11 protein-coding genes and 4 tRNA genes are annotated in these 14546 nt (G+C 56.0%); all 15 read left to right on the forward strand.

Annotated elements, in window-relative coordinates:
• The first annotated feature begins 11 nt into the window (after nt 1–11).
• The 15 genes from BQ5462_RS04905 to BQ5462_RS04975 all read left to right on the forward strand — a co-directional run bounded on the left by BQ5462_RS04905 (nt 12) and on the right by BQ5462_RS04975 (nt 14420).
• A complete protein-coding gene (locus tag BQ5462_RS04905) occupies nt 12–2258 on the forward strand; it encodes a prepilin peptidase (protein ID WP_071142302.1) in 2247 nt (748 codons plus the stop codon).
• The gene (locus BQ5462_RS04910) at nt 2248–2802 is read left to right on the forward strand and encodes a hypothetical protein (RefSeq protein WP_071142303.1); all 555 of its coding nucleotides are present in this window, start codon (nt 2248–2250) and stop codon (nt 2800–2802) included. Before BQ5462_RS04905 ends, BQ5462_RS04910 begins: the two co-directional genes overlap by 11 nt.
• Nucleotides 2803–2916: 114 nt before the next feature.
• Entirely contained in the window at nt 2917–4173 is a 1257-nt protein-coding gene (locus BQ5462_RS04915) for a pyridoxal phosphate-dependent aminotransferase (RefSeq protein WP_071142304.1), read from the forward strand.
• A gap of 90 nt (nt 4174–4263) precedes the next feature.
• A complete protein-coding gene (locus BQ5462_RS04920; RefSeq protein WP_071142305.1) occupies nt 4264–5922 on the forward strand; it encodes a nucleoside kinase in 1659 nt (552 codons plus the stop codon).
• Between the two features lie 16 nt (nt 5923–5938).
• Nucleotides 5939–7129: a pyridoxal phosphate-dependent aminotransferase gene (locus BQ5462_RS04925; protein ID WP_071142306.1), complete on the forward strand. Its 1191-nt coding sequence runs from the start codon at nt 5939–5941 to the stop codon at nt 7127–7129.
• A gap of 138 nt (nt 7130–7267) precedes the next feature.
• Entirely contained in the window at nt 7268–8914 is a 1647-nt protein-coding gene (locus BQ5462_RS04930) for a subtype B tannase (RefSeq protein WP_071142307.1), read from the forward strand.
• Nucleotides 8915–9006: 92 nt separating this feature from the next.
• Nucleotides 9007–10257 (forward strand): DEAD/DEAH box helicase, encoded by a 1251-nt coding sequence (locus BQ5462_RS04935; protein ID WP_071142308.1) that lies wholly within the window; start codon nt 9007–9009, stop codon nt 10255–10257.
• Between the two features lie 34 nt (nt 10258–10291).
• Entirely contained in the window at nt 10292–11758 is a 1467-nt protein-coding gene (gene gltX, locus BQ5462_RS04940) for a glutamate--tRNA ligase (protein WP_071142309.1), read from the forward strand.
• A gap of 15 nt (nt 11759–11773) precedes the next feature.
• On the forward strand, nt 11774–12670 hold the full coding sequence (locus BQ5462_RS04945; RefSeq protein WP_071142310.1) for an ROK family protein: 897 nt from the start codon (nt 11774–11776) through the stop codon (nt 12668–12670).
• A 142-nt stretch (nt 12671–12812) separates the two neighbouring features.
• A complete protein-coding gene (gene rplM, locus BQ5462_RS04950) occupies nt 12813–13250 on the forward strand; it encodes a 50S ribosomal protein L13 (protein WP_071142311.1) in 438 nt (145 codons plus the stop codon).
• A gap of 20 nt (nt 13251–13270) precedes the next feature.
• Nucleotides 13271–13663: a 30S ribosomal protein S9 gene (rpsI, locus tag BQ5462_RS04955; protein WP_071142312.1), complete on the forward strand. Its 393-nt coding sequence runs from the start codon at nt 13271–13273 to the stop codon at nt 13661–13663.
• A gap of 409 nt (nt 13664–14072) precedes the next feature.
• Nucleotides 14073–14148, forward strand: a tRNA-His gene (locus BQ5462_RS04960).
• 15 nt (nt 14149–14163) lie between these two features.
• Nucleotides 14164–14239 (forward strand) — tRNA-Gln (locus BQ5462_RS04965).
• 3 nt (nt 14240–14242) lie between these two features.
• Nucleotides 14243–14318 (forward strand) — tRNA-Lys (locus BQ5462_RS04970).
• Between the two features lie 18 nt (nt 14319–14336).
• Nucleotides 14337–14420, forward strand: a tRNA-Leu gene (locus BQ5462_RS04975).
• Nucleotides 14421–14546 lie beyond the last annotated feature (126 nt).

A 14546-nucleotide genomic window follows, 5' to 3' on the forward strand; every position in this document is an offset into this window, starting at 1 on the left:
GGAGGTGTACCATGGTGATCCACGCTGTTTATGGCGTTTTCTGTTTTCTCATCGGATGCTGCATGGGCAGTTTTCTGGGCCTGTGTGCCGTGCGGCTCCAGAGGGAGGAAAGTCTCTGGAGCCCCAGGTCTCACTGCGACCATTGTGGTCACAGGCTGGAGGCGCGGGAACTGGTGCCCCTGGCCGGATATTTCCTGAATGATGGACGCTGCCGGTACTGCGGGGCCCTGATCCCGTCCCGGTATTTCTGGCAGGAAATCATCACCGGCCTGCTGTTCCTCCTGGTTGGATTCCAGACGGGTCCGGGTTTGCTGCTCCTGGTACGCTGGGGCATCCTGTCCCTGCTGCTCCTGCTTTCCTTCCTGGACATGGCGGAACTGCAGCTGTATGAGGGCCTGTTCTATCCCCTGGGGCTGCTGTTCCTGGCCTACCGGTTCCTGGCCGGGTCTTCCCTCAGCCTGGGAATCATGGGGGCCCTGGTACTGGGCGGAGGCATGGAGCTGCTGCGCCGCTGGAAACCCCATGGACTGGGCGCCGGAGACCCGAAACTGGTGGGACTGCTGGGCTTCTGGCTGGGGACCCTGCGGGGCGGGGAGAGTCTGCTCTGGGCCGTGGCTGGTGCCTTCCTGTTTGTCCTGTGGAGGGTATTCCAGGCTCCCAGAGCCGGACGGATGCAGGCCTGGCATGCACCCATTCCCTTTGGCCCTTTTTTGTGCGGGGCTGCCTTCCTGCTGGATTGTCAGCGGTGGGGGCTTCCCTTCGGGCTGGATCCTGCCGGTGGCCTGCCTCTGCTGCTGGGGACCCTGGAATACTCTTTCGGACGGGGAGCAGAGACGGTGAAGGTCCGGTTCCAACGATTGCTGCGGCGGTTGAAACCGTGGCCCTCTGCAATGCTCAGTGTCGTATTGGGGGAGAAGAAGCTGGTACTGCTCCAGGGAGAACGACGGGGCAGCCAGTGGGAAGCCCAGCGGTATCTTGAAATGGTCTGGCCGGATCGGTTGCGGGCATCTCTGGAGCATGGCCAGGCGGACCCAGTGGCCCAGTGGCTGCAGGCAGTCTGCGCCAAACGAGGCTTTACGGCCAGACAGGTGAACCTGTCCCTGGCACCGGAGTGGACGGAACTGCGGGAATTGTCCCTTTCCGGTCTTTCCTGGAAAGAACAGCAGGAGGAAGCTTCCTGGGAAATCCTTCAGCAGGTGTCCTATCCTGCGGGCAGCTTCTCTCTGGTGCTGCAGCCCCATCCGGATCAGCCCGGACAGGTCCTGGCGGAACTTCTGCTGGATCGGCGGAGAAAATTCCTGGATCAGCTGGCCGGAACATTGGCATGGAAGATCCTGCGGGTGGAGCCCCTGGCCCAGAGCTGGAGCCGTTTGTTCCCAAAAGGGGCCCTGACCCTGCTGCTGCTGCGGCAGGAGACAGAAATCTCCTATGGCTGGTATAAGAAGGGGATTCTCCTGGCCACTGGATTGTTCCCACCGGAGGAAATCCCTGAGGTGGAGACGCTGCCGGAGCAGGTTTATCTGGGAGGCGGAACATCGGAAGAACTGGCAGCCTGGAAAGCGGTCCTGGAGCAGGAATGGGGCTGCCCGGTACAGCCGGTGGAAACGGCTCCCTGGTTCCGGTGGGCACCCTGTTACGAGGAACGGGAGCGCCGACCCTGGACAGACAGTCTGTACGGGGCCCTGGGCGGTCTGTTGCCGGATGCCGGTGAACCGGGCTTCCACTTTTCTCTTCAGGCCGGGCCGGACTGGCAGAGGAAGGATTGGCTGCCCCTCCTGGCCAAAGGAACCTCTGCCCTTCTCTGCTGTCTGCTGGTCATTGGGGCCGGCCTGCAGTTTTACTGGAGCGGACGGAAAAAGTACCAGGAGAAACGGCTGCAGGAGGCCGCCGGGTGGGAAATCCTCTGGCAGGAGGCCCGGGCTCGTCAGAAAGTGAAGAAACAACAGCAGGAACGGTTGCAGCAGCTGGAACAGAAGCAGCTGTCCTGGACTTCTTTTTTGACCCTTTTGGGCAATACCCTGCCGGCGGACTGCCAGGTGACCCGGCTGCAGCAGGAGAAGGGAAAGGAACACCCCGGGTTTTCTCTGGAAGGCCGCAGTCTGAGCCGGCAGGCGGTACTGCAGTTCACCAAACGGCTCCAGAAGCAGCCCGGCATCAGTGGCATCCGACTGGAGCGGCTGGAAGAACAGCCGGAGGAAAATCCTTCCGTGCAGTTTGCGCTCCATGGCTGGTGGAAAGCAGGTGACCATGAAAGTTGAAAGCCACATGTTGCAGATGAAATGGCTCCGGGGACAGGGGCTGTGGCTGGGGATCCTGCTGCTGGATCTGGGGATCCTGCTGCAGGGAGTGCAGCCTCTTTGGCACAGCGCTCTGGTCCGGCAGGAACAGGCCCGGCAGCTGGAAGCAAGGGTGGCTCAGCTGCAGCGGTTCGCAACCCATTGGGATGGGGAAGCGGTAGAGGAAGAAAAAAGAAAGCTGGAAGAGAATGCCAGGAAACTGGAGCAGCCCCGGCCCCGGGAAGTTTGGCTGGAAGAACTGGAACGGACAGCAGAGCGGTGCCAGGTACAGTGTTTTCAGCTGGTGATCCCTCCAGGGAAAAAACAGGAGCAGGGAACGGCAGAATGGCTGGAGGTGACATTGGAAGGGAACTATTTCCAGCTGCTTACGTTTTTTCGCCAGTGGGAACAGGCCCATCCAGGATGCTGGACAGAGAATGGGACCCTGGAGGCGGACGGCTCCGGCCGAAAAATCCGCTATAACGGAAAATTCCATATTGTCCTAAAGAAAAGTTCCAAATCATGATAAATTCCCCAGAGTTATTGACCGATTTCTTCAATAATGAGATAATAGAATGTACAACGATTCTGGTACGTTGTGAAACGTTCGCTTTTGCTACTGAGGGGAGGACCTACTATTATGATTAACAGCTGTGTTGCACCGCATGCTTTGAAAAAGGGAAAACCGTCCAAGGACCGCATTTTTGGTGCCAGTGAAGCTGCCCAGAAACGGATCAGTGAAATCGGTAAAGACAATGTGATCAATGCCACCATCGGCTGTATCCTGGACAACGACGAAAAATTTGTGGTGCTGCCCACTGTGAGCAAGATCTATCGGGGTCTGAAAGATGATGAATATTTCCGGTATGCCCCTATCATGGGTCTGCCTGAATACCTGGAACTGGTGCAGAATGCCTGCTTCAGCCAGTCTCGTCCGGAAGCTTTCACAGCGGCCATTGCCACCGCCGGCGGTACCGGGGCCATCCACCATGCCGTCTGGAACTATGCAGAGGTGGGGGATACCGTCTTGACTTCTGAATGGTACTGGGGCGCTTACAAGAACATCTGCGAAGATATGGACCGTCATCTGGATACCTATCCCATGGTAACGGAAGACAATAAATTCAACCTGGCAGGGTGTGAAAAGAAGGTACGGGAAATCCTGGCCAAACAGGATCGGATCCTGCTGATCATCAATACCCCTGCCCATAACCCCACTGGATTCAGCCTGACTCCGGAAGAAATCGAAAATGTACTGAAGATGCTGGAAAGCTGCATCGAAGGGACGGAAAAGAAGGCAGTGCTGTGTCTGGACGTGGCTTATATCGACTACGCCGGTGACAGGGAAGAAGTCCGGAAGATCTTCCGCAAGCTTTCCAACCTGCCGAAGAACATCTTTGGCCTGATTGCCTACAGCCTGTCCAAGAGCTTTACCATGTACGGCCAGCGCTGCGGTGCCCTGATCGGGGTGACCAACGATGAACAACAGATCCTGGAATTCATCAACGTGAACAAGATCACCAGCCGTGCCTGCTGGTCCAACTGCAACCGGGGTGCCATGGATACCCTGGATACCATCTACAGCGATGAACATCTGCTGGATCAGATCCAGCAGGAGCGGGCCCATTACTATACCATGATCCAGGAACGGGGCGATATCTTTACGGAAGAAGCCGAAGCCTGTGGCCTGAAGATGCTGCCGTACATCTCCGGGTTCTTCCTGTCCATTCCGGCCAAAGATCCGGAAGCCGTCTGCAACAAACTCCATGAGGACAATATTTTCTGTGTACCGTTGGCTGCCGGTGTCCGGGTGGCCGTGTGCGGCGTTCCCAAGAAAAAGATCTACGGCATGGCCGCCAAGATCAAAGCAGCCATGGATGCTTTGGGAGAAGACTGAGCACGGCAGAAAACAGGTTGTGTAGAGAAAAAGAGGACGCATCCTGGGATGTGTCCTCTTTTTGCAGATGGGAAAAGGAGAGGAAGAAACATGGAAATTACGGGTCCTGACGGAAAAGTGAAGAGCGTGCATCGGGGTACACCCCTGATGGCTCTGGCCCGGGAGTACCAGTCCCAATTTCCGGCGCCCATTGCCCTGGCAACTGTGGATGGGCGGGCAACTCCGCTGCAGCTTTGTCCGGAGGAGGGAGCCCAGGTGAAGTTCTGTGACCTTTCCACGGAAGCGGGGTACCGGGCGTACATCGCCACCTTCCAGTTCGCCTTGATCGTGGCCATGGCCAAAGAACGGCCGGAAGTGCGGCTGGAGGTGGAGAATACCTTCGGCGATGGGCTGTACTGCGCCGTGAAGAACAAGATTTTCCTGAGCAAGTACGATCTGGAGGACATCACCCGGTGCATGGAGGAACTGATCCGCAGCCAGGAACCCATTGAAGTGAAGACCATTGCCAAGGATGATGCCTGGCCCTATGTGAATCCCCGGTTCTACGATGATCAGGCTCCCCTGCTGGAGGCAGTGCCGAAGGAGTACCGGATCAATATCTATCAGCTGGCGGGGGAGAGTGCGTTCTTCGTAAGTCCGCTGCTGCCCAATCTGGGCTATCTGCAGAAATTCGAACTGGTGTGGGTGGGCCATGGGATCCTGCTCCGGTTTGGAGGCAGGGGCCATCTGGACGTATTGGAACCGTATCAGCCACGGAAAAAACTGGGCGAGGTGTATGCCCAGGCTGAAAGACTGGGACAGGTCATCCATTGTCCCACGGTGGCAGCCCTGAACAAGTTCATCAGAGAAGGAAACAGCCGGGGCATCATCCAGATGTGCGAAGCGTACCACGAAAAATCCATTGCCCGGATCGCCGACGAAATCGCCGCCGATGGCCGGAGGGTGAAACTGGTGCTGATTGCCGGACCTTCCTCTTCCGGCAAAACCACGTTTTCCCAGCGGCTTTCTGTTCAGATGCGGGTGAACGGACTGCGGCCCATTCCCATCTCTCTGGACAACTACTTCAAGGAACGGGAACAGACACCTCGGCTGCCCGACGGCAGTTATGACTTCGAATCCATCGAGGCCCTGGATACCGAGCTGTTCAACGAACACATGGAGCAACTGATCGACGGAAAAACGGTGGACATTCCTCACTTCAACTTCAAGAGCGGCCACCGGGAATACCGGGGACAGCAGGCCTATCTGGGGGATGATGGAGTCCTGGTGGTGGAAGGGATCCACGGGATGAACGAGAAGCTGTCAGCCCGGGTCCGCCGGCGGAACAAGCTGAAGATCTATATCAGCGCCCTGACACCTCTTTCCTTTGATGATTACAACCGGATCCCCACTACGGATATGCGGCTTTTGCGCCGCATGGTACGGGATTCCCAGTTCCGGTCCCACAACGCCCGGCAGACCATTGAAAACTGGCCCAAGGTGCGTCAGGGCGAAGAACGGAACATCTTTCCCTTCAGTGAAGAAGCAGATATCATGTTTAACACCACGTTGATCTACGAGCTGGCTGTTTTCAAGAAATATGCCTGTCCTCTGCTGGAACAGATTCCCAGAGAGGCACCGGAATATCCGGTTGCCCGGAACTTTCTGGATATGCTCCAGATCGTAGAACCCATCGACGATAAGGCCATTCCCAACAATTCCATCATCCGGGAATTCATCGGCCATTCCATTTTTGGAGATTTGCTGTAATAAAAGGAGCGTAACCATGCATATTTCTCAACGGACCCTGCATATTCCCACTTCTCCCATCCGTAAGCTGGCACCCATTGCCAACCGGGTAGAGAAAACCAAGAAAATCTATCACCTGAACATCGGACAGCCGGATATCCCCACGCCGGAAAGCTTTTTCAAGGGGGTGGCTTCCTACCATCCCAAAGTGGTGGCTTACGGAAAATCCCAGGGGGATGCCAAACTGCTGGAAGGCATCCGGAAGTATTATGCCGAATGGGGCATGGACTATGCCATCGATGATATCTTTGTGACCAATGGAGGCAGCGAGGCCCTTTCTTTTGCCATCATGACCACCTGCGATCCGGGGGACAATGTCCTGATGTTTGAACCTTTCTATGCCAACTACAAAAGCTTTACCGGGGCCTACAATGTGGAAATCCAGGGAGTTCCCACTTCCCCTGACACGGGATACCATCTGCCGGATCAGGAAACGGTGGAAAGCTACATCACGGACAGGACCCGTGCCATGCTGATCACCAATCCGGGGAATCCCACCGGTGTGATCTACACCAGGGAAGAAATGGACATGCTGGCCCGGATTGCCCTGAAATACGATATGACCCTGATTGCGGACGAAGTCTACAGAGAATTTGTGTACGATGGAGAGTATACCAGCTTTGGGATGCTGCATGAACTGGATGACAATCTGGTGCTCATTGATTCTGTATCCAAGCGGTACAGTGCCTGCGGTGCCCGCAGCGGCTGCATCATTACGAAAAACAGGGACCTGCAGCAGGAACTGCTGAAATGCTGCCAGGCCCGGTTGTCCTGTCCCAACATTGAACAGCTGGGTGCTGCGGCTCTGTACTCCACCCCCAAATCCTATTGGGAGGAAGTCAAGAAGGAATACACCAAACGGCGGGATACCATCAAGGCCTGCCTGGCTGCTATGCCTGGCGTGATTTCTTCCGATCCCAAAGGGGCCTTTTATGTGATGGTGAAGATGCCCATCGATGATACAGAGAAATTTGCCAAATGGCTGCTGGAAGACTTTGACATCGACGGGGAGACCGTCATGATCACACCGGGCAACGGATTCTATGCCTCCGATGTGAACCGGGGACAGGATGAGGCCCGGCTGGCCTATGTGCTGAACACCCATGACCTGGAAAAGGCCATGCACATCCTGGCTGAAGGGCTGAAGGTCTATCCGGGAAGAAAATAACAGTTTTCACGGGGATTTCATGTTCCTGACTTACAATAAAAACAACGATAGCTGCATATCTTTTGTGCGCTGTCGTTGTTTTTTTGTTGACAGATTTGCTTTACCCTGTTTTATAGAAAAGAAAGGAACGTGGAATCGATGCATTTTTCTTCCAGAACACTGGCGGCTGCGCTGCTGTGCAGCCTGCTTTCTCCTGTAGCAGCATCCCCTGTGTGGGCGGCTGTACCGGCTGTGGCACGGCAGACTACGGCGGCACCGGCGACGGCAAAGACGACAACTGCCCAGCAGCCTGCCACCCAATCGGTCCAGACCTATGATTTGCATTTCCATCCGGAAAATGGGGTGAAGGAGTCCCTGCCCCTGGACAATCAGCAGGTTGCCTACTACGCGTATCGGAACCTGGTCTATGTGGCCCATCCCAGGAACCCGGAGTACGAACAGATGAACCTGTTCGTACCGGCTGCCTACCTGGAAGGAAAGACGGTGAATGGGTATACGGCCAAAACGGCTCCCATTTTCCTGCCCAACAACGTGGGAGGATATATGCCCGGCCAGGCCGGGAACCCTTCGGACAAAAGCCACTCCGACGGACCCAACACCATGCTGGTGGCCCTGTCCAAAGGGTATGTGGTGGCGTCTCCGGCTGTCCGGGGCCGCAGTACCACCGATGCCCGGGGAGCTTATGTGGGGAAGGCACCGGCCCTGATCGTGGATTATAAAGCCGCTGTCCGGTATCTGCGGCACAATGCCAACCGGCTGCCGGCCGGGGATACGGAAAAGATCATTTCCAACGGGACCAGTGCCGGCGGGGCTCTTTCCGCTCTTTTGGGAGCCACCGGCAACAGCCCGGATTATGAACCGTATCTGAAAGAGCTGGGAGCGGCAGAAGAACGGGATGACATCTATGCTTCCATGGACTATTGTCCCATTACGGATCTGCCTCACGCCGATCTGGCCTATGAATGGGTCTTTCACGGAGTCGATACGTATTACCAGAGCCCCGGCGGTACGTTACACCAGAAACCTCAGGGTACACCGGTACCCTCCGGGTCTGGGGACCAGAAGGATGGAGTCAGCGGCCGTCCGATCAATGCTCCCCAGGAAAGCCAGAAAGGAACTGCCCTGACGGCGGAACAGAAAAAAGTCTCTTCCCGGCTGAAGGCCCTGTTCCCTGCGTATGTGAACAGCCTGGGGCTGAAAGATGCCGATGGGAACCCCCTGACCCTGGATCAGAAGGGCAACGGCTCTTTTAAGGAGTATATCGAAAAGACTTATATGGAAGGGGCCCAGAAGGTCCTGGATGCCGGTACGGATCTGTCCCGGATCGACTGGCTGAAAATCCGGGATGGAAAGGTGGTTTCCATGGACCTGGCCAAATATGCCGTCTATGCCACCCGGCTGAAGCCGGCACCGGCCTTCGACCGGCTGGGCGGTTCCTCCGGAGAAAATGATGAATTCGGCACGGAAACCAACCAGCCCCGTCATTTCAGTACCTTCGGGTTCCAGAACCGGACGGACAAAAATCCCATGGCACCGGCCGAAGCCATCCGGATGCTGAGCCCGCTGGAATATATCGGGAAGGCTCCGGTGACCCTGGCGGAGCACTGGCGGATCCGCCATGGGGAAGTGGATCGGGATACCGCCCTTCCTGTACCGGCAATCCTGGCTCTGAAGCTGCAGGAGGCCGGCAAGGACGTGGATTTTGCCACGGTGTGGGGGAAAGGCCATGCCGGGGATTATGATCTGGAGGATCTGTTCGCCTGGATGGACCGGATCGGGCATTGATAAAGGAAGACGGGCTGTCGTGTTGCGGCAGCCCGTCTTTTACGTTATAATAAAGGGTACGATTTCAGTAGATAATGAGAGGAGATGATCGGATGGCGGCAGGTTTCGCTCAATTGAAGGTCAAGGAGGCTATGGTGGAGAAACTCCACCGCACGGGAAAAGATACTCCCACGCCCGTCCAGGAGCGTGCTATCCCGGCCCTTCTGGCCGGACGGGATGTAATCGCCCGGGCCCAGACCGGGGTGGGGAAGACCCTGTCCTTTGTAATCCCTCTGTTTGATAAAGTGGATCCCCAAAAGGAATACGCCCAGGCCCTGATCCTGTCTCCCACCCGGGAACTGGCCCAGCAGACGGCCGGGGAAATCCGGAAACTGGATGGGGAAACGGGCATCCATACCCTGACCGTCAGCGGCGGCCGGGATTTTGAAGAAGAAAAACGGAAGATCGGTCATAAGGCCCAGGTACTGGTAGGTACCCCGGGCCGGCTGCTGGATCACCTGCGCAAGGGTAATACCAGCCTGGGCGGGGTGAAATACCTGGTGCTGGATGAAGTAGACGAAATGCTGCGCCAGGGATTCGGGGACGATATCGAGACCCTGCTCAGCCTGATGCCCCAGCCTCACCAGACCATGCTGTGTTCTGCCACCCTGGATGAAGAGGTGCGGAAGCTGGCCCGGACCCTGACCACCAATCCCATGGTCATCGACATTGCACCCAAACAGGCCACGGCTTCCACCATTGAGCAGATCTGCATCAAGGTGAACGAGGACCATAAGCCGGAAGCCCTGGCTTCTTTGATCCACCGGTATAATCCCTACCTGATGCTGGTCTTCTGCTGCAGCAAGGAACGGGCCATCGAGCTCTGCGACTGGCTGCAGGGAGAGGGATTCAATGTGGACGTGCTCCACGGGGATATGTCCCAGAACAAGAGACGTCAGGTGATGGAAAACTTCCGCAGGGCCAGGCTCCAGATCCTGGTGGCCAGCGATATCGCTGCCCGGGGCCTGGATGTGGAAGGCATCACCCAGGTGGTGAACTACGACATTCCTCATGATCCGGACTGGTATGTGCATCGGATCGGCCGGACCGGCCGGGCCGGCAACGAGGGGATGGCCATCACCTTCTATACGGCGGATGAGACCCGCTGGCTCCAGAACCTGGAGAAGAAGCTGGACATCACCCTGGAGCGGCAGAACCTGGCCGGCGAGAAAGTGCGCCGGACGGTGAAACCGCCCAGCCGGCCCAAGAAGAAACGGGTTCCCAAACGGGGCAAGAGCGCCGTGGGACCCAACAAACGGGGCACCAAGTACGCTGAAGCGTCCCGGAAACAGAAACGCAAATGATTTGAGTAAAAATACGAATGGAGAGGTGCTTAGCATGAGTGAAGTACGTGTACGGTTTGCCCCCAGCCCGACTGGGTATCTGCATATCGGGGGGGCCCGGACGGCCCTGTTCAACTGGTTGTTCGCACGCAGCCAGGGTGGCAGGATGATCCTGCGGATCGAAGATACCGACCGGGATCGTCTGAAGGAAGATTCCGTCTCCCAGATCATCACCAGCCTGAAATGGCTGGGCCTGGACTGGGACGAAGGCCCGGAAGTGGGCGGGGATCACGGTCCCTACTACCAGTCCCAAAGGCTGGATCTGTATAAGAAATACTGCCAGCAGCTGGTGGACGAGGGCAAAGCCTACTACTGCTTCTGCACCGCTGCGGATCTGGAAGCCCAGCGGGAAGAACAGCGCAAACGGAAGCAGCCTTTCCATTATGCCGGTACCTGCCGCGACCTGGATCCTGCAGAAGCCAGGAAACGGGTGGAAGCCGGGGAACCCCATTCCATCCGGATCAAACTGCCCCGGGAAGGCACTGTCACCGTCCATGACATGATCCACGGAGACGTGACTTTCAACTGGAACCAGTTCGATGATTTCGTCATCATGAAGACCAATGGCATCCCCACCTATAACTTCGCCGTCGTGGTGGACGATCATTTCATGGGCATGACCCACGTGCTGCGGGCGGAAGAACATCTGACCAACACCCCGAAACAGCTGGTGATCTACGATGCCTTCGGCTGGAAGGCACCGCAGTTCGGCCATATGCCCATGATCCTGGCACCGGACCGGAGCAAGCTGAGCAAGCGCCATGGGGCTACCTCCGTGGAAGAATTCCGGGAAAAAGGCTATCTGCACCAGGCCATCATCAATTACCTGACCCTGCTGGGATGGGCTCCTGGCAATGACGAAGAAATCTTCACCCTGGAAGATACGGTGAAACAGTTCGATTTCAGCAAGATGTCCCATAAGGCGGCTGTCTACGATGTGAAGAAGCTGACCTGGCTGAACGGCCAGTACCTGTCCAGCCTGCCCCTGCGGGAAATCGCCGATGCGGCTGTGCCTTTCTTCAAGAAGGCGGGCCTGATCGATGATACGTACCTGCCGGCCCATCAGGAATATTTCGACCATCTGGTGGATGTAGTCCGGGTCCGGGTGAAGACCCTGGTGGAACTGGCGGACGGTTCCAGCTACTTCTTCAGGGATTTTGATGAATACGATCCCAAGGGTGTGAAGAAATCCTTCAAACCGGAAGCAGCCCAACTGCTGCAGAAAGCCCATGATGCGCTGGCTGCCCTGCCTGAATTCAATCTGGAGACCACGGAAGCCTGCTACAACAAGCTGGCGGAAGAACTGGGCACCACCCTGGGCAAGGTGATCCATCCCACCCGTCTGGCCCTGACCGGTCGGACCTTCAGCCCCGGCATGTTCGATGTGATGGTGCTGCTGGGCAGGGAAAAAACCCTGGAACGGCTGGATAAAGCCATTGCCTTCATCAACGCACAGGGCTGAAGGGGCTGAGCCATCGTGGACAAATATATTTGCCTGGATATCGGTGGCACGGCCATCAAATACGGTCTGGCGGACAGCCGGGGGCGGCTGTTCAACAAGGACAGCATCCCCAATTGTATCGCCAGAGACGGTGTGGATGCCTTTCTGGAACAGGTGCTGGGTCTGATTGGATCCTACCAGAAATATTTCAAGATCCAGGGGGCTGCGGTTTCCATGGCAGGGATGGTGAATCCGCTGACCGGGGAAATGATGCACGCGGCACCCCATTTCCCGGGGCTCACCGGGATCAACCTGATGCAGCTGGTAACGAACCGGCTGCATTTGCCCTGTTGGGTGGAAAACGATGTGAACTGTGCTGCCCTGGGGGAATACTGGCTGGGGAACGGCAAAGGGGCCAAAAGCCTGTTCTGCCTTACGATGGGGACCGGTATCGGCGGCGCCTTTGTACTGGACGGGAAACTGTGGCCCGGCAGCTGCTTCACCGCTGGTGAAGTGGGACAGGCCAAACTGGGCAGCCGGATCCACTGGGAAGAAGCGGCTTCGGTGACCACTCTGGTGGAAAAGGCCGCCAAACTGAAGGGCGTGGATCCCACCACCCTGAACGGTAAGATCATCTGCGAGCAGGTGCGCCATGGTGACAAACCGCTGCACCGGCTGCTGCGGGAGACGGTCCACCAGTGGGCTTCCGGAATCGCCTGCATCTGCTACATCCTCAATCCCCAGCGGGTGATTTTGGGCGGGGGCATCATGGCCCAGCAGGACCTGCTGGAACCCATGCTGAAGGACAGCCTGAAAAAAGAGCTGATTCCCCTGATCCTGGATCGGACCACGGTGACCTTTGCCGGACTGGGGAATGACGCAGGTCTGATCGGCGCCCTGTACAATTTCCTGGCCCGGGAAAAGAGACGATAAAGGATTTTTCCTTGACAGAAGCTGTAATATACTGTACAATATTACGGTATCACTTTGAGACCGTGCCGTTAGCCCCGGCCGTACCCCAAAGACTCATCACTGGATACAGAATGATTATGAGTTTTTATTAGGAGGAATAAGGATGAAAACATACATGGCCACCCCGGCTACCATTGAACGCAAATGGTATGTAGTGGATGCTGCCGACAAGACTCTGGGCCGTCTGGCTGCAGAAGTTGCTAAGGTGCTCCGCGGCAAGAACAAACCGACTTTTACCCCGCACATGGATACCGGTGACAACGTGATCATCATCAACGCTGCCAAAGTGAAACTGACCGGCAAGAAACTGGTTCAAAAAGTTTACTTCCGTCATTCCGGCTATCTGGGCGGCGACAAATATACCAAAGCTGGCGAAATGCTGGAAAAGAACCCTGTAAGAATGGTTGAGCTGGCTGTTCGCGGGATGATCCCCAAAAACCGTCTGGGCAATCAGATCATCAAAAAACTGCATGTATACGCTGGTTCTGAACATCCTCATGCTGCACAAAAGCCTGAAGTTCTGACCATCGATATTCGCTAAGAGGAGAGGAGAACTAGAAAATGGCAAAAGTTACGTATGATGCAACCGGCAGCCGTAAAAGCTCCGTTGCCCGTGTTCGCCTTGTTCCGGGCGAAGGCAAGATCGTAGTGAACGGCCGTGAACTGAGTGAATACTTCGGCCTGAAAACCCTGGAACTGGTGGTCCGTCAACCGCTGGATACCACCGAAACCCTGGGTAAATATGATGTAATCGCCAACGTTGTGGGTGGCGGTATCTCCGGCCAGGCTGGCGCAATCCGTCATGGTATTGCCCGTGCCCTGCTGAAAGTGGACGCTGATTATCGTCCTCTGCTGAAGAAAGCTGGTCTGCTGACCCGCGATCCTCGGGAAAAAGAACGTCGCAAGTACGGCTTGAAGAAAGCAAGAAAGGCTTCCCAGTTCTCCAAGAGATAAGGAAGCGGTTCTGCGACCGGAATTTTATACAGAAGAAATGGCGCATCCCCAGATGGGATGCGCTTTCTTTTTAGACCGGTGAAGGGACTAGGGTATTCTATCTGGATCAGGTGACATTCCCGGCCAGAGTGTATAGGGGGAATCGGATCCGGGTGGTCCGGAAAAAGGAATCCATGAATGACGCAACTGTTAAATTTTGGTTGACTTCTTCGGGTGATAGGAGATAATTAAACTTGAAAGAGGCAGATTCCATGGGAAAAGATAATTCAAAATGGGGATATGGAGAAATCTGGGATTATCTTGATAAGGATGCGCCTGAAGAAAAAAGATGTTTTTTTGGAAAAACAGGTTGACAGAATCTGCTATCCTATGCTAAAATAACAAAGTCGTCGGATGACGATGATAAATGGTGGATATGGTGAAGCGGTTAACACACCGGATTGTGGCTCCGGCACGCGTGGGTTCGATCCCCACTATCCACCCCACCTTTTTTTTTATCTTGGGGCATAGCCAAGTCGGTAAGGCACGGGACTTTGACTCCCGCATGCGTTGGTTCGAGTCCAGCTGCCCCAGCCAAGTGATTCACTAGCTCAGTTGGTAGAGCACCTGACTTTTAATCAGGGTGTCCCGGGTTCGAATCCCGGGTGGATCACCAATTTTTTTTACCCAAAATGCGGCTGTGGCGGAACTGGCAGACGCGCCAGACTTAGGATCTGGTGTCTTCGACGTGCAGGTTCGATTCCTGTCAGCCGCACCAACTATACAGAACAAAGAGGCTGTCGCGAAAGCGGCAGCTTCTTTTTGTCATACGTCATATGCCAAAGGGCACAAAGGGCAGGGGGGCGATTGCTTTGATTGACCCGCTTATAGCGGGTGTACCTGC

The sequence above is a fragment of the Acidaminococcus timonensis genome (genome assembly GCF_900106585.1).
GTDB lineage: Bacteria > Bacillota > Negativicutes > Acidaminococcales > Acidaminococcaceae > Acidaminococcus > Acidaminococcus timonensis.

What these genes read in the sequence shown, in the direction of transcription:
- BQ5462_RS04905 (WP_071142302.1), top strand. Translation starts at nt 12, where the DNA reads ATGGTGATCCACGCTGTTTATGGCGTTTTCTGTTTTCTCATCGGATGC.
- BQ5462_RS04910 (WP_071142303.1), top strand. Translation starts at nt 2,248, where the DNA reads ATGAAAGTTGAAAGCCACATGTTGCAGATGAAATGGCTCCGGGGACAG.
- BQ5462_RS04915 (WP_071142304.1), top strand. Translation starts at nt 2,917, where the DNA reads ATGATTAACAGCTGTGTTGCACCGCATGCTTTGAAAAAGGGAAAACCG.
- BQ5462_RS04920 (WP_071142305.1), top strand. Translation starts at nt 4,264, where the DNA reads ATGGAAATTACGGGTCCTGACGGAAAAGTGAAGAGCGTGCATCGGGGT.
- BQ5462_RS04925 (WP_071142306.1), top strand. Translation starts at nt 5,939, where the DNA reads ATGCATATTTCTCAACGGACCCTGCATATTCCCACTTCTCCCATCCGT.
- BQ5462_RS04930 (WP_071142307.1), top strand. Translation starts at nt 7,268, where the DNA reads ATGCATTTTTCTTCCAGAACACTGGCGGCTGCGCTGCTGTGCAGCCTG.
- BQ5462_RS04935 (WP_071142308.1), top strand. Translation starts at nt 9,007, where the DNA reads ATGGCGGCAGGTTTCGCTCAATTGAAGGTCAAGGAGGCTATGGTGGAG.
- gltX (WP_071142309.1), top strand. Translation starts at nt 10,292, where the DNA reads ATGAGTGAAGTACGTGTACGGTTTGCCCCCAGCCCGACTGGGTATCTG.
- rplM (WP_071142311.1), top strand. Translation starts at nt 12,813, where the DNA reads ATGAAAACATACATGGCCACCCCGGCTACCATTGAACGCAAATGGTAT.
- rpsI (WP_071142312.1), top strand. Translation starts at nt 13,271, where the DNA reads ATGGCAAAAGTTACGTATGATGCAACCGGCAGCCGTAAAAGCTCCGTT.